Origin of the sequence: Hydrogenophaga sp. (assembly GCF_041913525.1) — a bacterium.
Lineage (GTDB): Bacteria > Pseudomonadota > Gammaproteobacteria > Burkholderiales > Burkholderiaceae_C > Hydrogenophaga.
In genome coordinates, this window is record NZ_JAYSFD010000008.1 from 111241 (window position 1) to 136214 (window position 24974).

General features: G+C 67.8%; 24 protein-coding genes. 14 read left to right on the plus strand and 10 right to left on the minus strand.

Annotation, left to right across the window (positions count from 1 at the left end; all coding sequences use genetic code 11):
* Positions 1-9 precede the first annotated feature (9 nt).
* A complete protein-coding gene (locus ACE3RQ_RS11730) occupies positions 10-978 on the minus strand; it encodes a helix-turn-helix domain-containing protein (protein WP_374522183.1) in 969 nt (322 codons plus the stop codon).
* A 200-nt stretch (positions 979-1178) separates the two neighbouring features.
* On the opposite strand from ACE3RQ_RS11730, the gene ACE3RQ_RS11735 reads away from it, so the two are divergent.
* The 6 genes from ACE3RQ_RS11735 (at position 1179) to ACE3RQ_RS11760 (ending at position 7393) form a co-directional block, all read left to right on the plus strand.
* A complete protein-coding gene (locus tag ACE3RQ_RS11735; RefSeq protein ID WP_374522184.1) occupies positions 1179-2375 on the plus strand; it encodes an amino acid ABC transporter substrate-binding protein in 1197 nt (398 codons plus the stop codon).
* A gap of 108 nt (positions 2376-2483) precedes the next feature.
* On the plus strand, positions 2484-3374 hold the full coding sequence (locus tag ACE3RQ_RS11740) for a branched-chain amino acid ABC transporter permease (RefSeq protein WP_374522185.1): 891 nt from the start codon (positions 2484-2486) through the stop codon (positions 3372-3374).
* A 2-nt stretch (positions 3375-3376) separates the two neighbouring features.
* Positions 3377-4354, plus strand: coding sequence for a branched-chain amino acid ABC transporter permease (locus tag ACE3RQ_RS11745; RefSeq protein WP_374522186.1), 978 nt, complete (start codon positions 3377-3379; stop codon positions 4352-4354).
* Positions 4347-5096, plus strand: a complete 750-nt coding sequence (locus tag ACE3RQ_RS11750) for an ABC transporter ATP-binding protein (protein ID WP_374522188.1) — start codon at positions 4347-4349, stop codon at positions 5094-5096. Before ACE3RQ_RS11745 ends, ACE3RQ_RS11750 begins: the two co-directional genes overlap by 8 nt.
* Positions 5093-5866 (plus strand): ABC transporter ATP-binding protein, encoded by a 774-nt coding sequence (locus ACE3RQ_RS11755; protein WP_374522189.1) that lies wholly within the window; start codon positions 5093-5095, stop codon positions 5864-5866. Before ACE3RQ_RS11750 ends, ACE3RQ_RS11755 begins: the two co-directional genes overlap by 4 nt.
* Before the next feature lie 72 nt (positions 5867-5938).
* A complete protein-coding gene (locus ACE3RQ_RS11760) occupies positions 5939-7393 on the plus strand; it encodes an aldehyde dehydrogenase (protein ID WP_374522190.1) in 1455 nt (484 codons plus the stop codon).
* Positions 7394-7411: 18 nt separating this feature from the next.
* Here ACE3RQ_RS11760 and ACE3RQ_RS11765 read toward each other — a convergent pair whose 3' ends face one another.
* From ACE3RQ_RS11765 to ACE3RQ_RS11785, 5 genes are all read right to left on the minus strand, one after another.
* On the minus strand, positions 7412-7651 hold the full coding sequence (locus ACE3RQ_RS11765; protein ID WP_374522191.1) for an SHOCT domain-containing protein: 240 nt from the start codon (positions 7649-7651) through the stop codon (positions 7412-7414).
* A gap of 81 nt (positions 7652-7732) precedes the next feature.
* Positions 7733-8113 carry a rhodanese-like domain-containing protein gene (locus ACE3RQ_RS11770; protein ID WP_374522192.1) on the minus strand — a complete coding sequence of 127 codons (381 nt, stop codon included), beginning with the start codon at positions 8111-8113 and terminating at the stop codon, positions 7733-7735.
* 100 nt (positions 8114-8213) lie between these two features.
* Positions 8214-9092 (minus strand): alpha/beta hydrolase, encoded by an 879-nt coding sequence (locus ACE3RQ_RS11775; protein WP_374522193.1) that lies wholly within the window; start codon positions 9090-9092, stop codon positions 8214-8216.
* 29 nt (positions 9093-9121) lie between these two features.
* Positions 9122-9910, minus strand: coding sequence for a TSUP family transporter (locus ACE3RQ_RS11780; RefSeq protein WP_374522194.1), 789 nt, complete (start codon positions 9908-9910; stop codon positions 9122-9124).
* 10 nt (positions 9911-9920) lie between these two features.
* Positions 9921-11000 (minus strand): hypothetical protein, encoded by a 1080-nt coding sequence (locus ACE3RQ_RS11785; RefSeq protein ID WP_374522195.1) that lies wholly within the window; start codon positions 10998-11000, stop codon positions 9921-9923.
* A gap of 476 nt (positions 11001-11476) precedes the next feature.
* On the opposite strand from ACE3RQ_RS11785, the gene ACE3RQ_RS11790 reads away from it, so the two are divergent.
* The 6 genes from ACE3RQ_RS11790 (at position 11477) to ACE3RQ_RS11815 (ending at position 18723) form a co-directional block, all read left to right on the plus strand.
* Positions 11477-12757: a glutamate-5-semialdehyde dehydrogenase gene (locus tag ACE3RQ_RS11790; RefSeq protein WP_374522196.1), complete on the plus strand. Its 1281-nt coding sequence runs from the start codon at positions 11477-11479 to the stop codon at positions 12755-12757.
* Positions 12758-12944: 187 nt separating this feature from the next.
* Positions 12945-14237: a glutamate--cysteine ligase gene (gene gshA, locus ACE3RQ_RS11795; RefSeq protein ID WP_374522197.1), complete on the plus strand. Its 1293-nt coding sequence runs from the start codon at positions 12945-12947 to the stop codon at positions 14235-14237.
* Positions 14238-14377: 140 nt separating this feature from the next.
* Positions 14378-16246: a potassium transporter Kup gene (locus ACE3RQ_RS11800; protein WP_374522198.1), complete on the plus strand. Its 1869-nt coding sequence runs from the start codon at positions 14378-14380 to the stop codon at positions 16244-16246.
* Positions 16247-16319: 73 nt separating this feature from the next.
* Positions 16320-17501: a benzoate/H(+) symporter BenE family transporter gene (locus ACE3RQ_RS11805; RefSeq protein ID WP_374522199.1), complete on the plus strand. Its 1182-nt coding sequence runs from the start codon at positions 16320-16322 to the stop codon at positions 17499-17501.
* A 5-nt stretch (positions 17502-17506) separates the two neighbouring features.
* The gene (gshB, locus tag ACE3RQ_RS11810; RefSeq protein ID WP_374522200.1) at positions 17507-18463 is read left to right on the plus strand and encodes a glutathione synthase; all 957 of its coding nucleotides are present in this window, start codon (positions 17507-17509) and stop codon (positions 18461-18463) included.
* A complete protein-coding gene (locus tag ACE3RQ_RS11815; protein ID WP_374522201.1) occupies positions 18460-18723 on the plus strand; it encodes a VF530 family DNA-binding protein in 264 nt (87 codons plus the stop codon). Before gshB ends, ACE3RQ_RS11815 begins: the two co-directional genes overlap by 4 nt.
* Positions 18724-18743: 20 nt before the next feature.
* Here the strand turns inward: ACE3RQ_RS11815 and ACE3RQ_RS11820 are convergent, their stop codons facing one another.
* Genes ACE3RQ_RS11820 through ACE3RQ_RS11830 form a run of 3 tightly spaced genes read right to left on the minus strand, consistent with a single transcriptional unit; the run spans position 18744 to position 21268 of the window.
* The gene (locus ACE3RQ_RS11820; protein ID WP_374522202.1) at positions 18744-19517 is read right to left on the minus strand and encodes a class II glutamine amidotransferase; all 774 of its coding nucleotides are present in this window, start codon (positions 19515-19517) and stop codon (positions 18744-18746) included.
* Positions 19518-19538: 21 nt separating this feature from the next.
* A complete protein-coding gene (locus tag ACE3RQ_RS11825) occupies positions 19539-21041 on the minus strand; it encodes an MFS transporter (RefSeq protein ID WP_374522203.1) in 1503 nt (500 codons plus the stop codon).
* Positions 21038-21268 (minus strand): cysteine-rich CWC family protein, encoded by a 231-nt coding sequence (locus ACE3RQ_RS11830; RefSeq protein WP_374522204.1) that lies wholly within the window; start codon positions 21266-21268, stop codon positions 21038-21040. The genes ACE3RQ_RS11825 and ACE3RQ_RS11830 overlap by 4 nt, the downstream gene beginning before the upstream one ends.
* A 98-nt stretch (positions 21269-21366) precedes the next feature.
* Between ACE3RQ_RS11830 and ACE3RQ_RS11835 the strand changes: the two genes are divergently transcribed.
* Both ACE3RQ_RS11835 and ACE3RQ_RS11840 read left to right on the plus strand, forming a co-directional pair.
* Positions 21367-22092 carry a cytochrome c gene (locus ACE3RQ_RS11835; RefSeq protein ID WP_374522205.1) on the plus strand — a complete coding sequence of 242 codons (726 nt, stop codon included), beginning with the start codon at positions 21367-21369 and terminating at the stop codon, positions 22090-22092.
* Complete coding sequence (locus ACE3RQ_RS11840; protein ID WP_374522206.1) at positions 22089-23354, plus strand: c-type cytochrome; 1266 nt, start codon at positions 22089-22091, stop codon at positions 23352-23354. Before ACE3RQ_RS11835 ends, ACE3RQ_RS11840 begins: the two co-directional genes overlap by 4 nt.
* Before the next feature lie 19 nt (positions 23355-23373).
* Here ACE3RQ_RS11840 and ACE3RQ_RS11845 read toward each other — a convergent pair whose 3' ends face one another.
* The gene (locus ACE3RQ_RS11845; RefSeq protein ID WP_374522207.1) at positions 23374-24960 is read right to left on the minus strand and encodes a gamma-glutamyltransferase family protein; all 1587 of its coding nucleotides are present in this window, start codon (positions 24958-24960) and stop codon (positions 23374-23376) included.
* Positions 24961-24974: the final 14 nt, after the last annotated feature.

Here is a 24974-nt window from a genome sequence, read left to right on the forward strand (position 1 = left end):
CGCGTTCCCTCAGCCCTGCGGCCCGTGCCGCAGCGCGGCCTCGCGGTAGTCGCTGGGCGAGCGGCCGGTGTGCTCGCGGAACACGCGGCTGAAGTGCGCCGCGTTGTTGAAGCCCCATGACAGCGCAATCTCGGTGATGGTGCGCTGCGCGCGCAGCGGGTCGGCCAGCTCGCGCATGCAGGCCTGGATGCGCTGGCGCTGGATGTACTGCGCGGGCGTGTCTTCCTCGGCCTGGAAGGCGTTGTGCAGGTGGCGCTTGCTGCAGTTCAGGGCGCTGGCGATCTGGTCCAGGCTCAGGCCCGGGTCGCGCAGGTGCTGGCCGATGTGCAGGCGGATGCGGTCGCGAAAGGCCTCGAGTTGCGTGGCGCCGTTTTCGCGGCCCGAGAGTTCCTGCAGCGACAGCCGCACGAGTTCCAGGATGAGTTCGCCCGCGCCGCGTGCGGCGGCTTCGCTCATGCCGGGCAGTTCCTGGTAGGTGGTGCGCATGGTCTCCAGCGCCACGCGGGCGATGCCGCTCACGCCGCCCACGTGCCGGGCCATCAGCGGCTCCAGCCGCAAGCCGCGCTCGGTGAGGGCGTCTTTGGGCAGCATCACGATCAGGTGCTCCACCCGCTCGGGGTTGGCCACTTCGTAGTCGCTGGTGGTGTCGTAAATGGCCCAGCCGCCCGGGCGCACCCAGGCCTGGCGGCCGAGCTGTTGCACGCCCGCGCTGCCGCGCCAGGGCGCCACCACCTTCAGGTAGGGCCGCTCGGCGGCCTGCGCCATGCGCGGGCTTTTGATGACGCGGTGGCGGTTGGCCTCAAGCTTGGTCAGCACCACGTCGCCCGCGCGCGAGGCGGCCATGTGGCCGTCGAAGTCGGTGTCGCCGTAGAGGTCGGATTCGAGGCCGCCGAAGTGGGTCCAGATCCAGTCGCGCCAGATCGCCGCGCGCTCGCGCGGCGACACGACGTCGGTGCTCATTTCGGTGGGGCTGGACATGGCGGACGATTATGGGCCGCCAGCCGCCAAGCCGCAGCCCCGTTGGCCCGCCGCCCGGCCTATTGCCCCGATAGCCCCGGGAAAACCCTGTGCCCGATGCGCGTTTGTGCAATCGAATCGTGCGCATTCAGTCAAGCACGAACGGCCCATGCGCCCTAGCATGAGATGGCTAGATTTTTCCACCCAGAAGGAGACAAACCATGGTGAACGTCAACCGCCGCGTGGCCATTCAGAAGACCGCCGCCACCATTGGCGCCCTGTCGGTGGCGCCCCAGCTCATGGCCCAGTCGGCCCCGGTGCGCATCGGCTATGCCATTTCCCGCACCGGTCCCTGGACCGGTGGTGCGCAGGTGAGCCAGGAGCCCAACTACCTGCTGTGGGCCGAGCAGCAGAACGCCGCGGGCGGTCTGGACGTGAAGGGCGCCAAGCGCCGCATCGAACTGATCAGCAGCGACGACCGCAGCGACACCGAGACCGTGGTGCGCACCTACGAAAAGCTCATGGGCAGCGACAAGGTGGACCTGGTGCTGCCGCCCTGGGGCAGCAACGCCAACTTCGCCGTCGCCCCGCTGGCCAACCGCTTCCAGTACCCCTTCCTGGCGCCCACCGCGCTGTCGCGCCGCCTGATCGAGATGAAGCTGCCCTACTTCTTCTCGCTGCTGCAGCAGCCCGCGCCCATGACCAATGCGGTGGTGGAGATGCTCAAGGCCAACGGCGCCAAGACCGTGGCCTGCATCTACGTGGACGACCTCTTCGGCCTGGAGAACTACGCCGCGCTCAAAGTGGCGCTGCAGGGCACGGGCATTCAGTTGGTTGAGGACAAGAGCTACCCCGGTGGCGTGAAAGACCTCTCGCCGGTGCTGCGCTCCATCAAGGACAAGAACCCCGACGCCTTCATCGGCTTCACTTACCCGCCCGACACCATCCTGGCCAGCCGCCAGGCCAAGGAAATCGGCTTCAACCCCAAGTTCTTCTACGCCTCGGTGGGCACCGCCTTCCAGCTTTACAAGAACGTGATGACGCCCGCTGGTGCCGAGGGTGTGCTGGGCATGGGCTCGTGGAACAGCAAGACCAGCCCGGGCGCCAAGGCCTACTTCGACGCGCACACCCAGAAGTTCGGCAAAGAGCCCGACCGCTGGGCCAGCGGTGCCTGCTGGGCCGGGCTGGAGATCCTGACCAACGCGGTGAAGACCCATGGCCTGGACCGCAAGGCCATTCGCGACTACGTGGCCAACACCACGCACAAAACCATCCTGGGCGACATCAAGTTCCAGGGCAGCGAGAACGTGGGCACGCCCGGCTCGGTGGGCCAATGGCAGAACGGTGAGTTCGAGGTGGTGTGGCCACAGAAGATCGCCACGGCCAAGCTCAACCCGGTGAAACCCGCCTGGAAGTAAAGCCCACCCCCGCGCCGCGCCTGCGGCGCGTCTCCCCCTCAAGGGGGCAACGCCAGCGGTCCGGCAGAGCCGGTGCCGCGGCGTTCTGGACCACAGCCCTTCACTCCTATGTCTTTTTCCGCCTGGCTTGAATTGCTCGCCTCCGGTCTCATCACCGGGGGCATCTACGCGCTCGTCGCGCTCGGGCTGAACCTGCAGTACGGGCTGATGCGCATCCTGAACATCGCGCACGGCGAGTTCCTGATGGTGGGGGCTTACCTCACCTGGATGGCGCAGACCTCGCTGGGCCTGAGCCCGCTGCTGATGATCCCGGTGTCGTTTGCCATGCTCATGGCCCTGGGCCTGGTGGTGCACCGCCTGTGTTTCCGCCGCCTCACCGAGACCTCGCCCAACCTCGATGTGTTCGAGGCGCGCGGCCTGATGGTGGCCTTTGGCCTGATGTTCCTGGTGCAGAACTTTGCCTCGTGGATGTGGGGCGGCGAGCTGCGCGGCTATGACTTCCTCACCGACCCGGTGAAGCTGGGCGGCGCGCAGTTCGCGGCCAACAAGCTGCTGGTGTTCGCGCTGGCCCTGGTGTTCGCGGGCGCGCTCATCGTGCTGCTGCGCACCACCTTGCTGGGCAAGGGCGTGCGCGCGCTGATGCAGTCGCCCGTGGGCGCGCAGCTCGTGGGCATCAACACCCGGCGCCTGCACCCGCTGATGTTCGGCATCGGCCTGGGCCTCTCGGGCGTGGCGGGTTGCCTGCTGTCCATGGCCTACACCATCGCGCCCTCGATGGGCGAGCCCTACACCGTCACGGCCCTGATCGTCATCACCCTGGGTGGCTTCGGCAGCATGGGCGGCGCCCTGGCCGGTGGCCTGCTGCTGGGCGTGATCGAGGCCGTGGGCATGCACTTCACCAACCCTTCCCTCAAGGCCCTGCTGTCCTACGCCGTGTTCATCGCGGTGCTGCTGCTGCGCCCCGAGGGCCTGTTCGCCCGCAAGACCCGCAAAGCCTGAGCATGAGCGATTCCCGACAACTTCTCATCCGCGACAGCCTGGTGCTGCTGGCCTTCACGGGCTGGGCGCTGGCGCTGCCGGCCTATGGCAGCGAGTTCGTGGTCTCCATGGCCCTGACCTGCCTGATGTACGTGGCCCTCTCGTCGAGCTGGAGCCTGTTCTGCGGCACCACGCGCTACCTGTCGCTGGCCACCTCGGCCTTCTTCGGCATCGGCGCTTACACCACGGCGCTCTTCATTGAGCCGCTGGGCTGGTGGTCGGTGATCGCGCTGGGCGCGCTCATCGCCGCCACCGTGGCGGTGCTCATGGGCGCGGCGGTGCTGCACCTGCGCGGCACCTACTTTGCGGTGCTCACCTTCGGCATGACCGAGCTGATTCGCCACGCCATCAGCTACTTCGAAAAGCAGGTGACCGGCACCGTGGGCCGCGTGCTGATGGTGGTGCCCGAGCGCGACACCATCTACCTCACGGTGCTGGGCCTGGCGGTGCTGGCGGTGGCGGTGTCCATCGCGGTGCGCCGCCACCGCTTTGGCCTGGCGCTGCGCGGCATTGGCGCCGACGAGCAGCGCGCCCAGACCCTGGGCGTGAACACCAAGCTGGTCAAGCTGGCGGGCTTCGCCATCACCGCGGCCTTTGCCGGCGCGGTGGGCGCGGCCATGAGCGTGCGCTGGACCTACATCGACCCGCACACCGTGTTCAACCCCTTCATTGGTTTCCAGACGGTGCTGATCGCCTTGATCGGTGGCGCCGCCACGCTGTGGGGCCCGCTGATCGCGGCCATCGTCTTCAGCGTGCTGGCCGAGGCCCTGCGCCTGCAGGTGCCGCAGATTTACATGATGGCCCTGGGCCTGCTGCTCATCCTGTCGGTGCTGTACCTGCCGGGTGGCCTGGCCTCGTTGCGCGGCTCCACCTTCGTGGGCTGGCGCGACGGGCTGCTGGCCTGGGCCCGTGGCCTGGGCGGGGAGAAGCGCCATGGCTGAGGCACTGCTGCTCGATGCTCGCGACATCACGGTGCGCTTCGGCGGCCTGGTGGCGGTGGACACGGTGAGCGCAAGCTTTCGCGCCGGTGAGCTGGTGGGCATCATCGGCCCCAACGGCGCCGGCAAAACCACCTTCTTCAACGCCATCTCGGGCGTGCAGGCGCCCACCTCGGGCCTGCTGGTGGCCGAGGGCCGCGACCTCAGCGGCCAGGGGCCGCACCGCTTCGCCGCGCACGGCGTGGCGCGCACCTTCCAGACGCCGCGCGTGTTCGGCGAGATGAGCGTGCAAGACAACATCGGCTTCGGCCTGAGCTTTGCCGGTCGGCGGCGCGAGGCGCCCTGGCTGCTGCGCGACGAGGCCAGCATCCTGGCGCTGATTGGGCTGGACCACCTGGGCCACCTGCCGGCGGCGGCCATCACGCCTTCGCAGCAACGCCTGCTGGAAATCGGCATGGCCCTGGCCACGCGCCCACGCCTGCTGCTGCTGGACGAGGTGGCCGCGGGCCTGACCGAATCGGAGGTGGAGGCGATGGCCCGACTCATTCGCCGCCTGCGCGACGAGCTGGGCCTCACGGTGGTGTGGATCGAGCATGCCGTGACCACGCTGCTGCGCCACGTGGAGCGCGTGATCGTGCTGCACCAGGGCCGCAAGATCGCCGACGGCACGCCCGCCGAGGTGGTGCGCAACGCCGAGGTGATCGAGGCCTACCTGGGCGATGAAATGGCGGAGACCAGCGCATGATGTTCTACAACCCCGAAGGCTTCACCCTGGGCGGCTCGCCGCGCGCCCACCTGCAGGTGCAGGGCCTGAGCGCGGGCTATGGCCCCTTCCTCGTGCTGCGCGACCTGTCGCTGGAGGTGCGCCCCGGCCTCACTGTGATCCTGGGCCCCAACGGCGCGGGCAAGACCACCTTGCTCAAGGCGCTGTCGGGCCTGATCGCGCGCCGTGGCGTGGTGCGCCTCAATGGCGAAGACCTGCCCACCCGCACCGACGACATCGTCAAGCGTGGCGTGGCCCTGGTGGCCGAAGGCCGCCAGCTCTTCCCGCAGATGACGGTGGCCGAGAACCTGGAGCTTGGCGGCTGGCTGGTGCCCAAGGCCGAGCGCGCGCAGCGCCTGGCCCAGGCCTTTGACGACTTCCCCAAGCTCAAGGAGCGCGCCCACCAGATGGCCGGCACCATGAGCGGCGGCGAGCAACAGATGGTGGCCGTGGCCCGCGCCATGATGAGTGCGCCGCGCCTGCTCATGCTGGACGAGCCCTCGCTGGGCCTGGCGCCCAAGATGGTGGACGAGCTGCTGGCCATCGCCCGGCGCATTGCCGATGCTGGCACTACCGTGCTCATGGTCGAGCAGAACGTGAAGAAGGCCCTGGCCGTGGCCGACCGCGGCTACGTGCTGGAGCGCGGCGCCCTGGTGGCCAGCGGCGCGGCCGCGCTGCTGGCGCGCTCCAGCGTCGTCCGTGAGGCCTACCTCGGCGCCAAGGCCGAGCCCGCCGCAGCGCCCAAGCCCTAGTCGCCCGACGTCCCTTTTCTGTCTGTTGTTCGGAGCCTGCCGAAAGGCTCATCCACCCTCAAGGAGATCGCCATGTCCGATATGTCCATGCTCATCAACGGCCTGAAGGTCAGCGCCGAGAAGGGCGCCACCTTCGAGCGCCGCAACCCCCTGGACGGCAGCGTGGCCACGCGCGCGCCCGCCGCCTCGCCGGCCGATGCCGTGCTGGCCGTGGAGGCCGCCGCCGAGGCCTTCAAGACCTGGGGCGAGAGCGGCCCCACCGAGCGCCGCAACCTGTTGCTCAAGGCCGCCGACGCGCTGGAGGCCAAGATGGGCGACTTCGTGCAGGCCATCGCCGCCGAGACCGGCGCCAGCGGCCTGTGGGCCGGCTTCAACGTGCACCTGGCCGCCGGCATGTTCCGCGAGGCCGCCGCGCTGACCACCCAGGTGGGCGGCGAGGTGATCCCGTCCGACGTGCCCGGCTCGCTGGCCATGGGCCTGCGCCAGCCCGCGGGCGTGGTGCTGGGCATCGCGCCCTGGAACGCGCCGGTGATTTTGGCGGTGCGCGCCATCGCCACGCCGCTGGCCTGCGGCAACACCGTCATCCTCAAGGGCAGCGAGAACAGCCCGCGCACCCACGGCCTGATCATCGAGGCCCTGCAAGAGGCCGGCTTCCCCGCCGGGGTGGTGAACTACGTGACCAACGCGCCCGCCGACGCCGGTGCCGTGGTGGAGGCCATGGTGGCCCACCCGGCCGTGCGCCGCGTGAACTTCACCGGCTCCACCAAGGTGGGCAAGATCATTGCGCAGACCTGCGCCAAGTACCTCAAGCCGGTGGTGCTGGAGCTGGGCGGCAAGGCGCCTTTCGTGGTGCTGGACGACGCCAACCTGGACGACGCGGTGAACGCCGCGGCCTTCGGCAGCTTCGCCAACAGCGGCCAGATCTGCATGAGCACCGAGCGCCTCATCGTGGACAGCAAGGTGGCCGACGAATTCGTCAAGCGCTTCGCCGCCAAGGCCAGCCAGCTCCCCCTGGGCGACCCGCGCAAGCCCGACCCGGTGGTGCTGGGCTCGGTCATCGGCATGGGCACGGTGCACCACTGCAACGAGCTCATCGACGACGCGCTGGCCAAGGGCGCCAAGCTGGTGTGTGGCGGCAAGGCCGAGAACACCCTGATGCCCGCCACCGTGCTTGACCACGTGACCCCGGCCATGCGCATCTACAGCGAAGAAACCTTCGGCCCGGTGAAGTGCGTGGTGCGCGTCAGCGGCGTGGACGAGGCGGTGGCCTGTGCCAACGACAACGAGTACGGCCTGTCGGCCGCGGTGTTCGGTGGCGACATCGCGCGCGCCTTCAACGTGGCGCGCAAGATCGACTCGGGCATCTGTCACGTCAACGGCCCCACCGTGCACGACGAGGCCCAGATGCCCTTTGGCGGCGTGAAGGGCAGCGGCCTGGGCCGCTTCGGTGGCAAGGCCGGCGTGGCCGAGTTCACCGAGCTGCGCTGGATCACGCTGCAGACCACCCCGCGCCACTACCCGTTCTGATGAACGGCCGCCAGGGCCTCAAGCCTCGAGGTCCTGGCGTTTTTGCAGGTACTCGTCGCGCCCGATCTCGCCGCGTGCGTAGCGCTCGTTGAGCAGCGCGAGCGCACGGTCGTCGGGCGAGGCGCTGTCGCGCCGCAAGAGCCAGCGCGCCAACACCACCGCCCCGGCCACGGCGGCCAGCCAGATCAGCAGCATCACCAGACCGCCCCAGCCCGGCCCCATGCCAGGCCAGTGGTCCCAGTTCCATCCGTACATCATGTGCGCCTCCACTCGCTGCCGCGGGGGGCAGCGCGGCACTCAGGGTATGCCTCCGCTCGTGCTGGGGCAAGTGACCCGGTGTCAGCCGAATGAGGGCAGTTCCGGCTTGGCCACCGGCTTGCCCGCGGCCACCCAGGCGTCAAAACCGCCCGCGATGGACTTCACGTTGAGGTAGCCCATCTCGCGCATCGAGGCGGCGGCCAGCGCGGCGCGCCCACTGGTCTTGCAGTACAGCACCACCTTCACGTCGCGCGCCTGCAGCGCCGGGTTGCCTGCCAGCTTGAACTCCAGCATGCCGCGCGAGGCGTGGATGGCGCCCGGAATGTGGCCGGCGGCGAACTCGCTTTCCTCGCGCACGTCGATCAGCGCGTCCGCCTCGCGAATGGCCGCCTCGGCCTCGGCCAGCGGCACTTCCTGAACGTGGGCCTTGGCGGCGGCGACGAGGTCTTGCGGCGTTTTCATCGGGCAACTCCTGCGAAAAGGGGGGCAAACCTGGGGGGTGTATTGGGGTCGCATGGTAATGCCCTGCCCCCTTGGGTGGTCAAGGTGCGCCGCGCATGGCTCAATCGACTGCGGCCTGGCATGGCGTGCCTGGCGCGGGGATGACTTGCCCGTCCGTTGCGATGCGCCAGCGTTGCGGCGCCGTTGTGGCCTGCATTTGCTCGCACAGACAAGCGGCCAGGGCCGCTGCCGTTGCCGGGTGCTGGCGCAGGTGATCGAACAACTTGTGGTCACACTCCTCGAGCGTGATGACGTTCAGGCGCCCTGCTGCTGCCTGGGCGATGGCGTCGAACACCTCGGCGGGAATCGGGCTGTAGACATCTAGTCCCATGCCATCGGGCCTGCTCACCCGAACCTGGCCCGCAGAACGCCCCGCGATGCCGCCATGCTGGTGCGCGGGGAGCCCGTCGTATTCGCCGCGCACGAGGACGACGCGCCCATCAAATCGGGACAGGAATCGCAGCGATGCCGAATCCAGAAACCCAAACGGGTGGGAGATGGCGTTGGTGAACGCAGGGCCATAGGCATCGACGGCAAACGCTGCCTCGGGGTAGAGCGCCGGCCCGCTCAGAATGAGGGTACGCACCCGCGACTGATGCCGCTCGGCCACTTTCATAGCCAGGGCGCCACCCAGGCTGTGGCCAAACACCGCCTTGAGGTCAGGCCCCAGCCTGTCGGCAAACCGCAGCGCCTCGTGCAGGTTCCTGGCCAGGGAGGTCTGGTCGAGGGGCAGTGGCGATCGTACGGTGTGGCCAGACAGGCTGCCGGCCAGGCAGCCCGTGCCCAGGGACTGAAGTGCCGCCAAGAGCGGGTCAAGTCGGTGATGGTCTGACCTGGCGCCATGGATGGCCAGGAGGGATGAAGCGCTCGCGGTCGGCCAATGGGTGGCGGGCAACCGATACCCATTGAACCCTATGTATATAGGCTGCGAATCGGTCACGACGGTATCGGATGTTAGGTTTCAACAGTTCAAAATTTCAGCACGATCGACAAGATACGGTGCCACGGATTGCTGGCATCCGACAGTAATTTGGCGGCTAAGGCTATGCACACAAGAACGATCATTGGCTTGATTAGGGTCGGTCCGACTCGCACAGCGATGCGCGCGCCACCCTGAGCGCCCGCGAACGCAGCCAACGCCATCATTAATGCGAGGGGCCAAATTACAGCCCCACTTACGACAAAAACGCAGACCGCACCAATGTTGGAGGACGCATTTGAAAGTTTGGTGAATCCCATAGCCTCTACGAAACCGAGACCACAAATTGCAATAAATCCCATCATGAAGAAGGATCCTACGCCAGGCCCAAAGAAGCCATCATAGGCACCGAGCAAAGGCGCAATAGTGAACGCGAATTTTTCTACAGTAAGCCGCTGGTTGTGGTTATCGGGGAGTGGCTTTGGCGCTAGCGCGAAGTACATGCCAACAAAAACTAGTGCTATCGGCACGCCACCCTGAAGCCAAGTTTGATCAAGTTGGTGAACTAATAGCGCTCCCACGGCGCCTCCAGTCACGGATGTCGCCGCCAGCCAGCGCCCCGTCTGCCACTTAATTAAACCTTTCCTAGAAAAGGTGACTGCAGCTGAGATGGTGGCCGCAGCAGCTTGAACTTTATTGGTGGCGATGGCGCTAACGGGGGGTATGCCAGCAAGAAGTAGGGCTGGCAGCGTGATAAGGCCGCCGCCACCAGCGATTGCGTCGACGAAGCCGGCGGCAAATGCTATGGCTGTGAGTAGAAGAATTTGATCAACATCCATGCTTTTTGTATCAACCTCTCACAAGGAGTGGATCATGCGAACAGATGATCGGTTTGACGTGTTTGGCATAGCCAAATACGCGAATTAGTGTGCGCATATTGTCGCGAACTACGTCTCGGCAGTGCAGCGCACGAGTGTTGTTTATAATTAGCGCCGTGCTTTGCGAAAGTGTGTACCGAAACGGTTGGGTTCTATCGATGGCGGCCCGGAAAGCGTCATATGCTTCCTTGACAGACTGCGGCGCCTCCTTCATCACCGAAAAACGGTACACGTTGAAGCGCACGGCGAAACCACCATGCTCATCGAATGACAGGATTGACACGTTCTTCCCATCCTCGCCCATCCCCTTGACAAAGGAGTCGCTACGAGTGAATTGGAACCAGGGAGTCGTTAGTGCCAGACAGTGATCAATGCCCAGTTCTTTAATGATTGGTGCCAAGGGGATAAGGGCGGTTGGTTCTTGCTGGGGGTTCCAAAGGGCCGTTAATATCAGCGCCGAAGGCGAGGGTGAATGGCCGTTCTGAGCTTCTACAGCACACCAATACGGTGCTTCTGTGTGAGGGCCGAGAGCCAGACCGGAATGTGAGCTTTGTTCTACATCTGAGGGTTCCCAGGGTAGAGAGACTGATCCACCGCCCTTTAGGTTGGCCACGATGCGAACGATCTTGCCTTCGTTGTCTAAGTCATACGCGAAAGCATCATGAGCGACCAGTTCGAGGAGTATCTGATGACGAAGACCCAGCCTCCTAACGTCCTGACGGATCTCAAAGTCGGGGAGAGCCGGGAGCGAAGACGGGATGGGGTCTGCCGACACATTACTTAGTCCCTCGACGACAAGGGCGGATAGGCTACCGCGCGCGTAAGCGTACATGAGCGCGTCCTGCTCTCTAGTCATTCGCAATTTGAGCTGGGTGGCGGCCGTTGCCGCTCGTGCTCTGATACCTGGGGTTTGCGAGTCACCGCTATGTGCCAGATCTTGTGTTAACAGATCGAGATAACTGGCCTGTTGTGGGTCCAAAACTAAATGACCGATCTCTTCTCGAGGATTGATGGCATTCGGTGGGACGTTGCGTTGGTGAATGGGGTTCAAAATTCAAGCTCTGTTGAAAGTGTCGCGCGATGCGAGCGCATGACACATGTCGGTTGACCAAAATTGTAATACAAAAGATGTATTTGCGGCACTGTATCACAAAAATAAATAAAAAGCATTCATGAGTATTTTGTGAGTTGGTCGGCGCGGTCGATGGGGTGGAGGGTTTGTGGTGGTCATGCCTCGCCTAGGGATAGCTCATCACATTTGGGCCCGATTCGATGGGCGTGACGGCTGGCGAGTTTGAATAGAGCCCCCTTGCTTGGAGCGTCCTTTTTGCGCTTTCCCTGCGCCCATGGATTGGCAGCAGCCTGGTCAGAGTTGCCATAAGGCTTTCACTAGGAGCGTCGTCAGGCATCCAAGCGCGCGATAGAGGGGGGGCTGCTCGCTCGGAGCGCGTCCTACTGACGGGCGCCCGAGGCCCGACCAGGTTTGGTGCTCCCTAGCCGCGTGGTCAAGGTGCGAAAATCCCGGGCATGAACGCGAGCAACACCACCGAACTCATGAACACCCTGGGCCAGCAGGCCCTGGCGGCCTCGCGCCTGATGGCCAAGGCCAACGCCGCCACCAAGGTGGCCGCCCTCAAGGGCCTGGCCGCCCTGCTGCGCGCCAACGTGGACAGCCTGCAGGCAGAGAACGCCAAAGACCTGGAGCGCGCCCGCGCCGCCGGCCTGGCCGAGCCCATGGTGGACCGCCTCAAGCTCACGCCCAAGGTCATTGAGACCTGCGCGCAGGGCTGCGAGCAGCTCGCGGCCATGGCCGACATCATTGGCGAGATCGTGGGCATGAAGCAGCAGCCCAGCGGCATCCGCGTGGGCCAGATGCGGGTGCCCATCGGGGTGTTCGGCATGATTTACGAGAGCCGCCCCAACGTGACCATCGAGGCGGCCAGCCTGTCCATCAAGAGCGGCAACGCCTGCATCTTGCGCGGCGGCTCCGAGGCCATTGACTCCAACCGCGCCCTGGCCGCCCTGGTGCAGCGCGCCCTGGTGGACGCCGGCCTGCCGGCCGACGCGGTGCAGCTCGTGCCCACCACCGACCGCGCCGCCGTGGGCCAGCTCATCGCCATGCCGCAGTACGTGGACGTGATCATCCCGCGCGGCGGCAAGGGCCTGATCGAGCGCATCAGCGCCGAGGCCAAGGTGCCGGTCATCAAGCACCTGGACGGCAACTGCCACACCTATGTGGACGACCCCTGCGACATCGCCATGGCGGTGAAGGTCACCGAAAACGCCAAGACCCAGAAGTACAGCCCCTGCAACGCCACCGAGAGCCTGCTGGTGGCCCGTGGCGTGGCGGCCGAGTTTTTGCCCAAGATCGGCGCCGTGTTCGCGGCCAAGGGCGTGGAGATGCGCGGCTGCCCCGAGGCCCAGGCCCTGCTGGCCGGCGTGGCCGGTGCCCAGGTGGTGCCCGCCAGCGAACAGGACTGGAGCGAGGAATACCTGGCGCCCATCGTGAGCGTGAAGGTGGTCAGCGGCGTGGACGAGGCCATCGCCCACATCAACCGCTACTCCTCGCACCACACCGACGCCATCCTCACCACCAACCACGTGCACGCCCAGCGCTTCCTGCGCGAGGTCGATTCGGCCAGCGTCATGGTGAATGCGAGCACCCGCTTCGCTGACGGTTTCGAGTACGGCCTGGGCGCCGAAATCGGCATTTCCACCGACAAGTTCCACGCCCGCGGCCCGGTGGGGGTGGAGGGGCTGACCTCGCTGAAGTACGTGGTGCTGGGCGAGGGCGAGGTGCGCGGCTGATCGGGCCTTGCAAGCTCGGCTTTCGCCCCCATACTCCCATGCCAGCGGCTTTCCCAGTAACCCCAACTCCCGCCACAACCCAACGACCGTGCGCCGAGGTCAGCGTGGAACCGGCTTCGCCGGGCCACTGCTGACGCCCCCCAGTGGGGGGTGACGCCGCAGGCGGCTCGGGGGGCGTTCAAACAATATGGTTCCCCACCTCGTCACCGCCCTGAAGGGCCCCATCAACGAGCTTGAGCAGCGCATCCTCGAATCCACCCCGGTGATCGAGCGCTGGTTCCGCCTGGAGTGGATGGAGCACACCCCGCCGTTCTACAGCTCGGTGGACGTTCGCAATGCGGGCTTCAAGCTCGCGCCGGTGGACACCAACCTGTTCCCCGGCGGCTGGAGCCACCTCACGCCCGAGATGCTGCCGCTGGCGGTGCAGGCGGCCATGGCGGCCATCGAGAAGATCTGCCCCGAGGCCAAGAACCTGCTGCTGGTGCCCGAGAACAGCACCGATCCGTTCTACCTGAGCAACCTGGCGCAGTTGCAGCGCATCTTCTACATGGCCGGGCTCAACGTGCGCCTGGGCTCGCTGTCCAACGAGATCACCGCGCCCACCGCCTTTGACCTGCCCAATGGCGAGAAGCTCACGCTGGAGCCGCTGATTCGCGGCAAGCGCCGCCTGGGGCTGAAGAACTTCGACCCCTGCACCATCCTGCTCAACAACGACCTGAGCGCCGGGGTGCCGGGCATTCTGGAAGACCTGCACGAGCAGTACCTGCTGCCGCCGCTGCACGCCGGCTGGCCCACCCGCCGCAAGAGCACGCACTTCAAGGCCTACGAAGAGGTGGCCAAGCGATTCGGCAAGCTGCTGGGCATGGACCACTGGCTCATCAACCCGCTGTTCAGCCAGTGCGGCGAGGTCGATTTCAACGCCGACCATGGCCTGGAGTGCCTGCGCAGCAACACCGACGCCCTGCTCACCAAGATTCGCCGCAAGTACAAGGAATACGGCATCAACGAGAAGCCCTTTGTGGTGATCAAGGCCGACCGGGGCACCGGCGGGCGCGGCATCATGACCGTGCGCGACGCCAAGGACATCGACGCCCTCTCGCCCCAGGTGAAGGCGCGCATGGCCACGGTGCAGGGCGGGCAGGCGGTGAACGAGGTGATCATTCAGGAAGGTGTGCTCACCCACGAGCGCATCAACAGCGCCGTGGCCGAGCCGGTGGTCTACATGATGGACCGCTACGTGGTGGGCGGCTTCTACCGCATCCACGCCGACCGGGGCGTGGACGAAAACCTCAATGCTCCCGGCTCCAGCTTCGTGCCGCTGGCCTTCGAGCAGGCCGCGCAACTGCCGCAGCCGGGCGCCAAGCCCGGGGCCAGCGTGCCCAACCGCTTCTACATGTACGGCGTGATCGGCCGCCTGGCCATGCTGGCGGCCAGTTACGAGCTGGAAGCCACCGATCCCGAGGCCGAGACTTACGAGTGACCCGACGCCAGTTGTTGCGCCGCAACATTTCGTAACCTCCCATCCCGGCCCCCCGGGTGTGCCATTGGCGGCCAAGGCCGCCCGGCGCAGAATGGCGATCCCTCGACAACGGAACCCCGCGCCAGGCGCGGGGTTGTCTTGTGAATCGCTCTCAATCGTCCCTGGCCGCGCTCACCCTGGGCGCCATCGGCGTGGTGTATGGCGACATCGGCACCAGCGTGCTGTACGCCGTCAAAGAGGTGTTTGGCTCTGGCCACGTGCCCTTCACCCACGCCAACGTGTACGGCGTGCTGTCCATCCTGTTCTGGACGCTCACCGTCATCGTTTCCCTCAAGTACGTGACCCTGGTGCTGCGGGCCGACAACGGCGGCGAGGGTGGCCTCATCGCGATGTTGGCCCTCGCTTCGCAGGCCGTGAAAGACAAGCCGCGCCTGCGCGGGGCCTTGCTCGCGGTGGGCATCTTCGGCACCTCGCTGTTTTATGGCGACGGCGTCATCACCCCGGCCATCTCGGTGCTCTCGGCGGTGGAAGGCCTGGAGGTGGTGTCGCCCGCTTTCAAGGGCTACGTGGTGCCGCTGACGCTGGTGGTGCTGTTTGCCTTGTTTGCGGTGCAAAAGCGCGGCACGGGCGGCATTGGAAAGTTCTTCGGGCCGATCACCCTGGTGTGGTTCATCAGCATCGCGGCGCTGGGCGTGTCGCACATCGTGGGGCACCCCGAGATCCTGGGCGCGCTCAGCCCGCACCACGCGCTGCGCTTCATGCTGGCGCAGCCGGGCACCACCTTCATCATTCTGGGCGCGGTGGTGCTGTGCGTCACCGGTGGTGAGGCGCTGTACGCGGACATGGGGCATTTCGGCAAGAAGCCGATTCGCCTGGCCTGGTTCAGCGTGGTCATGCCCTCGCTCACGCTCAACTACTTCGGCCAGGGTGCGCTGCTGCTGGAAGACCCCGAGGCGGTGAAGAACCCCTTCTTCAACATGGCGCCCGAGTGGGCCCTGCTGCCCCTGGTGGGCCTGGCCACCATGGCCACGGTGATCGCCTCGCAGGCCCTGATCTCTGGCGCCTTCAGCGTGACCAAGCAGGCCATTCAGCTGGGTTACCTGCCGCGCCTGGGCCTGCGCCACACCAGCGTGCGCGACACGGGCCAAATCTACATTCCCTTCGTGAACTGGGCCTTGTTCGTGGCCATCGTGCTGGCGGTGGGCATGTTCAAGTCGTCGTCGAACCTGGCGGCGGCCTACGGCATTGCCGTCACGCTGGACATGCTCATCACCACGGTGCTCACTTTCTTTGTCATTCGCTATGGCTGGCGCTACCCGCTGTGGCTGTGCGTGGCGGCCACCGGGGCCTTCTTCGTGGTGGACCTGGCCTTCTTCACCTCCAACCTGCTCAAGCTGTTCGCCGGGGGGTGGTTCCCCTTGGCCATCGGTGGGGTGGTGTTCACTTTGATGATGACCTGGAAGGCCGGGCGCAACCTGATGCGCCAGGCCCATGAGGCCGAGGCACTGGACCTGAAATCTTTCCTCGACGCGGTGTTCGTGAGCCCGCCCCAGCGCGTGGCCGGCACGGCGGTGTTCCTTACGGCCGAGACCGGCATCGTGCCCAATGCCCTGCTGCACAACCTCAAGCACAACAAGGTGTTGCACGAGCAAAACCTGTTCGTCACCGTGCAAAGCCACGAGGTGCCCTGGATTGGTCTGGACGAACGGGTGGAGATTCACCCGCTGGGGCGCGACTGCTGGGCGGTGACGCTGCACTACGGCTTCAAGAACGACCAGGACGTGCCCAAGGCCCTGGCGCTCTTGCGCGGCCATGGCTGCGACCTGGAGCCCATGACCACCAGCTACTTCCTGTCGCGCGATGTGGTCACGCCCACGCTGGGCAGCGGCATGTCGCCCTGGCGCGAGAAGCTGTTCGCGCAAATGCACCACAACGCCGGCGCGGCCGCGGCCTTCCTGAACCTGCCGGCCAACGCGGTGATCGAGCTGGGCTCGAAGGTCGAGATCTAGCACGCCCCCTGCGCCGTGCGCTGGACGCGCAGAGGGGACGGGGCGAGTGCCGCTGGCTCGGCACAATCGCCGCATGTTTTTCTTTCGTGACCTGAACCTCTCGGCGGCCACCGCCGGTTTCGTGGCGGTGCTGGTGGGCTTCACCAGCTCGGTGGCGCTGGTGTTCCAGGCCGCGCTGGCCTTCGGTGCCACGCCCGAGATCATTGCCTCGTGGATGTGGGCGCTGGGCCTGGGCATGGGCCTGTGCTCGGCCATTCCCTCGCTGGTGCTGCGCCAGCCTGTCATGGTGGCCTGGAGCACGCCCGGCGCGGCGGTGCTGGCCTCGGCGGGCCTGGCCGGGGGCTTCAGCCTGCCGCAGGCGGTGGGGGCGTTCATCGCCAGCGCCGGGCTGATCGTGCTGGTGGGCGCCACCGGCTGGTTCGAGCGGGTGATGAACCGCATCCCCATGGCCATTGCCTCGGCGCTGCTGGCCGGGGTGCTGGCGCGCTTCGGGCTACAGGCCTTCGCCGCGGCGCAGACGGCGCTGCCCCTGGTGCTGTGCATGCTGCTGGCCTACCTGCTGGGCCGGCGCTGGGTGCCGCGTTACGCGGTGCCCTTGACGCTGCTGGTGGCCGTGGCCTATGTGGTGGCGCGCGGGCAGTTCAATGCGGCGGCGGTGTCGCTGAACTGGGCGCGCCCCGTGTTCACCATGCCCGAGTTCTCTTGGGCGGCCTTCGTGAGCCTGGCCCTGCCACTGTTCGTGGTGACCATGGCCTCGCAGAACCTGCCGGGCGTGGCGGCCATTCGCGCAGCGGGTTACGACATGCCGGTGTCGCGGCTCATCACCCTGACCGGCGTGGCCACGTTGTTGCTGGCGCCCTTCGGCGCTTATGCGCTGAACCTGAGCGCCATCACCGCGGCCATCTGCATGGGCGAAGAGGCCCACCTCGATCGCCGCAAGCGCTACACCGCGGCGGTGGTGTGCGGGGCCATTTACGTGGCCATTGGCCTGGTGGGCGCGGCGGTCACGGGTGTGCTGCTGGCCTTCCCGAAAGAGCTGGTGCTGGCCATCGCGGGCCTGGCGCTGCTGGGCAGCATCGGCGGCGGCCTGCACGCCGCGCTGAAGGACGACGCGCACCGCGAGGCGGCACTCATCACCTTCCTGGTCACGCTCAGCGGGGTGGTGATCGCCGGCATCGGCTCGGCCTTTTGGGGCGTGGTCGCCGGCGCGCTGGCGCTGTTTGTGCAACAGTACGGACTCTCCAAGAAAGCCTGATGCGCATGAAACAGATCCTTGTCGTCGCCGACCCGCTGTCGTCTTTCAAGACCTACAAAGACACCACCTTTTCCATGATGCGCGAGCTGCAGCGTCGCGGCCACGCGCTGGCGGCCTGCGAGCCGCAGCACCTGCAGTGGCGCACCGGCCAGGTGGTGACGGCCCAGGTGCAGCGCGTGCGCCTGACCGGCGCGCTGGACGACTGGTACACCGTCGAGCATGAGGACGAGGTGGCGCTGAAAGACTTCGACGCCATCCTCATGCGCAAAGACCCGCCGTTCGACAGCGAGTTCTTCTATGCCACCCACCTGCTGGAGCAGGCCGAGCGCGAGGGCGCGCGCGTGTTCAACCGCCCGCGCGCGCTGCGCGACCACCCCGAGAAGCTGGCCCTCATGGAGTTCGGCCAGTACGCACCGCCCACGCTGGTGACGCGCTCGGCCAAGGCCATTCGGGCCTTCCACGCCGAGCACCGCGACATCATCCTCAAGCCGCTGGACGGCATGGGCGGCATGGGCATCTTCCGCGTCACCGACAACGGCATGAACCTGGGCTCGATCATCGAGACGCTCAACCGCGGCGGTACCACCAGCGTGATGGTGCAGGGCTACCTGCCCGAGATCGCGGCGGGCGACAAGCGCCTGCTGCTCATCGGCGGGAAGGTGGCGCCCTATGTGCTGGCGCGCATCCCGCAAGGCAACGAGGTGCGTGGCAACCTGGCCGCCGGTGGCAAGGGCGTGGCCCAGCCGCTGAGCGACGAAAACCGAGCGGTGGCCGAGGCGCTGGCCCCGGTGCTGGCCGCGCGTGGCCTGCTGCTGGTGGGCCTGGACATGATCGGCAACAAGGTGACCGAGATCAACGTGACCAGCCCCACCTGCTTCCAGGAGATTCAGCAGCAGACCGGCTTTGACGTGCCGGCCATGTTTGTCGATGCGCTGGAGGCGGCGCTGAAAGTGCCCGCGTGAGCGACGAGCAGAAACCGACCCAAGCGAACAACCCGCTGCACGGCGTCACGCTGGAGGCCATGGTCACCGCGCTGGTGGACTTCTACGGCTGGGGTGGTCTGGGCGAGCGCATCCCGGTGCGCTGCTTCAATGTGGACCCCAGCGTCACGTCCAGCCTGCGCTTTCTGCGCAAGACGCCCTGGGCGCGCGAGAAGGTGGAGGGGCTTTACCTCTTCATGCTGCGCGAGCAGCGCCGCGCGGGCCAGCGCCCGGTGCGCTGACGCGGCGATCCACCAGGCGCTCAGGCGCCGAAGGTCTGCGGCAGGCCGTCCACGAACACCTTGAGCTCGCCGGGCTGGAAGGCGGTCCAGGTTTCGTTGGTGGTCAGCGGCGTGGTCACGATCACGGCGGCGCGGTCACCCGGCTGGTTCACCTGGGCGAAGTCCACCGTCCAGTCGCAGTCTTTCAGCGTGGCGGGCGCAAAGGGATGCTGGCGCACCAGGTAGTGCAGGTTCGTGCTGCAGTGCGCCCACAGCGCCTCGCCGTTGGAGAGCAGGAAGTTGAAGGTGCCAAAGGCGCGAACCTGTGGCACCAGCTCGGCCAGGGTGCGGGTGAGCTCTTGCACCGTGGGCAGGGCGGCGTGCGACTTGGCCAGCTCTTGCATCAGCCAGCAAAAGGCGCGTTCGCTGTCGGTGCTGCCCACGGGCTGAAAGTGGCTGTGCAGCTTGGGGTGGTAGTCCTTGAGGTCGCCGTTGTGGGCGAACACCCAGTGCCGGCCCCACAGCTCGCGCACGAAGGGGTGGGCGTTTTCCAGCGCCACCTCGCCCACGGTGGCCTTGCGCACGTGGGCAATGATGTGGCGGCTCTTGAGCGGGTAGCTCTGCAGAAACGCCGCCATGGGCGACTGGGCGGCGCTTTCGTGGTCAATGAACAGGCGCAGGCCCTTGCCCTCGAAGAAGGCGATGCCCCAGCCATCGGCGTGGTGGTCGGTGTTGCCACCGCGCTCACGAAAGCCGGTGAAGCTGAAGTTGGCGTCGGTGGGGGTGGCGCAGTTCAGGCCGAGCAGTTGGCACATGGCGGCGATTGTGCCTTGCGCTCAGTGGCTGGTGGAGCGTTCGTGGTGCGCGGGCTTCAGGCGCAGGGCCGCCAGCATGGCCAGGGCGCACACGGCGGCCAGCATCAGGAAGGTCTCGTCGAAGGCCGCCATGCGTCCGGCGCTGCTGGGACCGACGAGGCTGGTGCCATGGGCGGCGATGCGCCACTCCAGCACGATGCCGCACAGGCTCACGCCGGTGGCGCCGCCCAGCATGCGCACGAAGTTGATGACGCTGGCCCCTTGCGGAATGTGCGCGCGGTCCAGCCCCCGCATGGCCCCAATGTTGAGAGAGGGCAGGATGAAGCCCAGCCCGATGCGGCCCAAAATGGCCCAGGTCACCAGCAGCGGAATCACGCGTGCCGGCTGGTCCACTTTGATGGTCACCATCAACGCGAACGAGGCGGCCAGCAGCGCCAGCCCGAAGCTCACCAGCCGGTGCGTGGGCTGCTTGTCGGCCAGCAGCCGGCCCACCAGGGCAATGCACACCGCCAGCACCAGCCCGGCAGGCAGCAGGATGGTGCCCACGTAAGAGGCCGACAGCCCCAGGCCCAGCAGCATGTACACCGGCAGCAGGTAGGTGGAGCCGAACAGCGCCACGCCATAGATGAACGACACCACACTGCCCATGGCGAAGCGCTGGTCGCGGAACAGGCTCAGGTTCATCAGCGGGTCAATGCCCTGGTGCGGGTGGCGCTGGCGCGCCAGCAGGGTGCGCCGCTGCACCACCACGAAAGCCAATACCAGGCCAGTGGCCGCGCCCAGCAGCAGCGTGGCGCCCCAGGCGGTGCCGCCGTGCAGCTCGACCAGGCCATTAAGCAGGCACAGCGTGCCGGCCGTGGCCAGGGCCAAGCCGGTCCAGTCCAGGCGCGCGCCTTCGGGGTTGGGCTCCACGCCGCCCGGTGCCGAGGCCGGGATCAGGCGGCGCGCCAGCCACATTGACAGCAGGCACAGCGGCACCACCATGAAGAAGATCGAGCGCCAGCCGAAGGCATCCACCAGCAGGCCGCCCACGCTGGGGCCCACGGCGGGGGCCAGCACCACGCCCATGCCAAACACGCCGCTGGCGCGGCCTTGTTCGCTGGGGTCGAAGGCGCGCAGGATGATGATGGCCGGAATGGGCTGCACCACGCCCGCGGCCAGGCCCTCGGCCACGCGGGCGGCCAGCACCAGTGGGTAGTGGTTGGCAAAGCCGCCCACCAGGCCGCCGGCCATGAGCAGCAACATGCAGGCGGTGTAGGTGGCGCGGTAGCCGTAACGCGTCAGCAGCCAGGGCGTGGTGAGCATGGACACCGTCATGGCCGCCATGAAGCCCGAACTCACCCACTGCGCGCGTTCCTGGCCGAGCTGGAAGTGGTGGCTCAGGTCGGGGATGGCCACGTTGATGATGGTGGACGACATCACCGAGGCAATCGTGCCCACCATCACCGCCAGCAGCAGCTTCCAGCGGTAGTTCTTGCCGTGCCGCACGTGCATGGCGGCCAGGGTGTCGGGGTGGCGGGTCATGCGCGCGGCGCCTCCGCCAGCGCGGCCTGCACGCAGGCCGGGCAGATGCAGGCCTGGCCCCGTGCCGACTGGGGCAGGCGCTGCAGCAGGTCGGGCGGGAAGGTGGTCGTGGTGCACCAGCAAGGGGGCTGGGCCTGGCCGGTGGCGCGTTCGATTTCCATGGCGCAGCGGTTGTCGCCTCCGCAAAGCGGGCAGCGCGTGGGGTCAACGGGGGTGGGGGCGTTCATGGGGAATCCTGACTGGGCGGGTGCGCTGTGCTGGGTATGGTAATTTCAAACCCCCTGTCTCAACGTCGCCGCCGCGATGCCGGCCCGCGACCTTTGCCATGTTCCCCCTGCGATACCTCCTGGGCCTGTTGGCCTGGGCCTTGTCACTGGCCCATGCGGCCAGCCCCGCCGCCACTGGCGCGGCGCACACCGTGCCCGACACCATGGGCCAGCGCATGATGGTCTGCACCGCCTGCCATGGCGAGCAGGGCCGCGCCACCAACGCCGGCTACTTCCCGCGCATCGCCGGCAAGCCGGCGGCCTACCTCTACAACCAGCTGCAACACTTTCGCGCTGGCCGCCGCCAGGCCGTGGGCATGACCGCCCTGCTGGACCCGCTCACCGACGAGTACCTACACGAGATCGCCGCGCACTTCGCCAGCCTCGACCTGCCCTACCCGCCGCCCGCGCCCGTGACGGCCGACGCCGCCACCCTGCGCCGGGGCGAGCAGTTGGTGAAAGTGGGCGACCCCACCCGCCAGCTCCCTTCGTGCAACAGCTGCCACGGCGAGCGCATGACCGGTGTGCAGCCCGCCATCCCCGGCCTGCTGGGCCAGCCGCGCGACTACCTGGTGGGCCAGCTGGGCGGTTGGCAGACCGGCCTGCGCCGCGCCACCGCGCCCGACTGCATGGGCGAGGTGGCCAAGCGCCTGAGCGGGCCTGACATCGCCGCCGTGGCGAGCTGGCTGGCCGCCCAGCCCTTGCCCGCCGACACCAAGCCCGCCGCGGCGCTGCCCGCGCGCCTGCCGCTCACCTGCGGCAGCGACCTGGGAGGTGTGCGATGAGCGCCCGCCGTTCCCCTCTGCCCCTGGTGCTGGGCGCCTTTCTGCTGGGCCTGCTGGTGTTGGCGGCGGTGGTCTGGTGGCAACTGCGCGGCGTGCCCGCGCCCACGCGTGAGGTCACCGCCACCCCGGCCCTGATCGCGCGCGGCGAGCAGCTCGCCCGCGCCGGCAACTGCATGGCCTGCCACACCGCGCGCGGGGGCGAGCCCTGGTCGGGCGGCCACGTGGTGAAGACGCCGTTTGGTGACCTGGTCTCCAGCAACCTCACGCCCGACCCTGACACCGGCCTGGGCGGCTGGAGCGCGGGCGAGTTCTGGCGTGCCCTGCACCACGGCCAGTCGCGCGACGGCCGCCTGCTCTACCCCGCCTTCCCCTACACCCACACCACCTTGCTCCAGCGCGACGACGTGGACGCGCTCTACGCCTACCTGCGCACCCTGGCGCCGGTGCGCCGCGAGCACGAGCCGCACCGCCTGCGCTTCCCCTACAACACGCAGGCCGCGCTGGCGCTGTGGCGGGCCATGTACTTCGAGCCCGGCGAGTACCAGCCCGACACCAGCCGCAGCGCCGAATGGAACCAGGGCGCCTACCTGGTGCGCGGCGTGGCCCACTGCGCGGCCTGCCACGCCGAGCGCAGCACCCTGGGCGGCAGTGGCGACAGCGCGGCCTTTGGCGGCTCGCTCATGCCTTCGGGCGATTGGTGGGCGCCTTCGCTGCGCGACCCGGCCGAGGCCGGCGTGCAAGACTGGTCGCTGGACGACGTGGTGGCCCTGTTGCGCACTGGGCGCGGCGGCGGCGCGTCCACCCTGGGCCCCATGGCCGAGGTGGTGCTGCACGGCACCCAGCACCTGCCCGAGGCCGACCTGCGCGCCATGGCGGTGTTCCTGAAAGACCTGCCGGTGCAGCCGGTGAAGCGCCCCGCCTTCGAGGGCGCCGAGCCGGCGGTGCTGGCCCGTGGCGGCCGCCTCTACGACAACCATTGCGCGCAATGCCATGGCGAACAAGGCCAGGGCGCGCAAGGCATCTACCCGCCGCTGGCGGGCCACCGTGCGGTGACCCAGGTGTCGCCGGTGAACACGGTGCAGGCCATCTTGAGTGGCGGCTTCGGCCCGGCCACCGCCGGCCACCCGCGCCCCTTTGGCATGCCGCCTTACCGCAGCCTGCTCAACGACGAAGAGATTGCCGCCGTGGCCAGCTACGTGCGCCAGTCGTGGGGCAACAAGGCGGGCGCGGTGAGCGCGCTGGACGTGGCCCGCGTGCGCTGAGCGGGCCTGGGCGCGCGCCTCACAGCGCGGCCACCGCGCCGTCGCTGCGCGGGTCGGCCGCGCCCTCGATCAGGCCGTTGGGGTGGCGCACCAGCGCCCCGGCGTGGCCCATGGTGTCGCTGTAGGCCTCGGGCAGCGGCTCCACCACGTGGCCGGCCTCGCGCAGGGCCTGCACCAGGGCCGGGTCAAAGCGGCTTTCCAGCTTGAGCGTGGTGCTCTGGTCGCCCCAGGTGCGGCCCAGCAGCCAGCGCGGCGCGCTCACCGCCTGCTGCAGCGGTTGGCCAAAGCGCGCGTAGCGCGTGAACACGGCGGCCTGGGTTTGGGGCTGGCCTTCGCCGCCCATGGTGCCGAAGGGCATGACACGGCCGTCGTCAAACAGCGCCAGCGAGGGGTTGAGCGTGTGAAAGGGCTTGAAGCCCGGGCGCAGGTGGTTGAGCGCCTTCGGGTCCAGCGAGAAGCTGGTGCCCCGGTTTTGCCAGCAGATGCCGGTGTCGCGCAGCACCACGCCGGCGCCGAACTCCCAGTACACGCTCTGAATGAAGCTCACCGCGCGGCCTTCGGCGTCGATACAGCCCATCCAGATGGTGTCGCCCGGGCGCGCCGGGTCGGGCCAGGGCAAGGCGCGGGCGGGGTCGATCTCGGCGGCCAGGGCGTCCAGCGCCTCGGGCGCCAGAAAGCCCTGCGGGTCGGCCGGCAGGCGGCGCGGGTCGGTGACCACGCGGTCGCGCACCCGAAAGGCGCGCTTGGTCGATTCCACCAGGCCGTGCACATGGGCAAAGCCCTCGCCTTCGCGCACGCCCAGGCGCTCGAACAGGCCCATGATCATCAGCGCCGAGAGGCCCTGCGTGGGCGGCGGCAGGTTGTACACGCTGCTGTCGCCCAGGCGCACGCGCAGCGGCGTGACGAACTGGGCGCGGTAGGCCGCCAGGTCAGTGGCGCGCACCGGGCTGCCGATGCGCTGCAGCTCGGCGGCGATGCGCGCGGCCGTCTCGCCCCGGTAAAAATCGTCCAGGCCGCGCTGGCCCAGGGTGTGCAGCGTGTCGCCCAGGGCGGGCTGGCGCAGCACGTGGCCGGGCGCGGGCGGCTCGCCGTTCACAAGGTATGCCTCGGCAAAGCCGGGGACGTCTTTCAGGCCGTCGAGCTTCTGGCGCGTGAGCTCGTGCTGGCTGGTGCTCACCGCCACGCCCTCGTGCGCGTGGCGCACCGCGTCTTGCAGCAGGCGCGGCAGCGGCAGGGCGGGGCCCCAGGCCTGTGCCACCTCCAGCGCGCGGGCCCAGCCGCCCACGGTGCCGGCCACGGTGAGGGCGGCCTGCGGGCCGCGGGGCGGAATGGCGCTGTGCCCGGCGTAGAACTCGGGCGTGGCCAGGGCGGCGGCGGGGCCGCAGGCGTCAATGGCCACCGGCTCGCGGCCGGGCTCGTGGATGAGCCAGAAGCCGTCGCCGCCAATGGCGTTCATGTGCGGGTAGACCACGGCAATGGCCGCGGCGGCGGCCACCATGGCCTCCACGGCGTTGCCGCCGTCGCGCAGCACGTCGCGCCCGGCTTGCGCGGCCAGGTGGTGCGGCGCCACGAACATGCCGCCCAGGGATTTGAGGGTGTGGATCATGGAAGGGGGTCTCC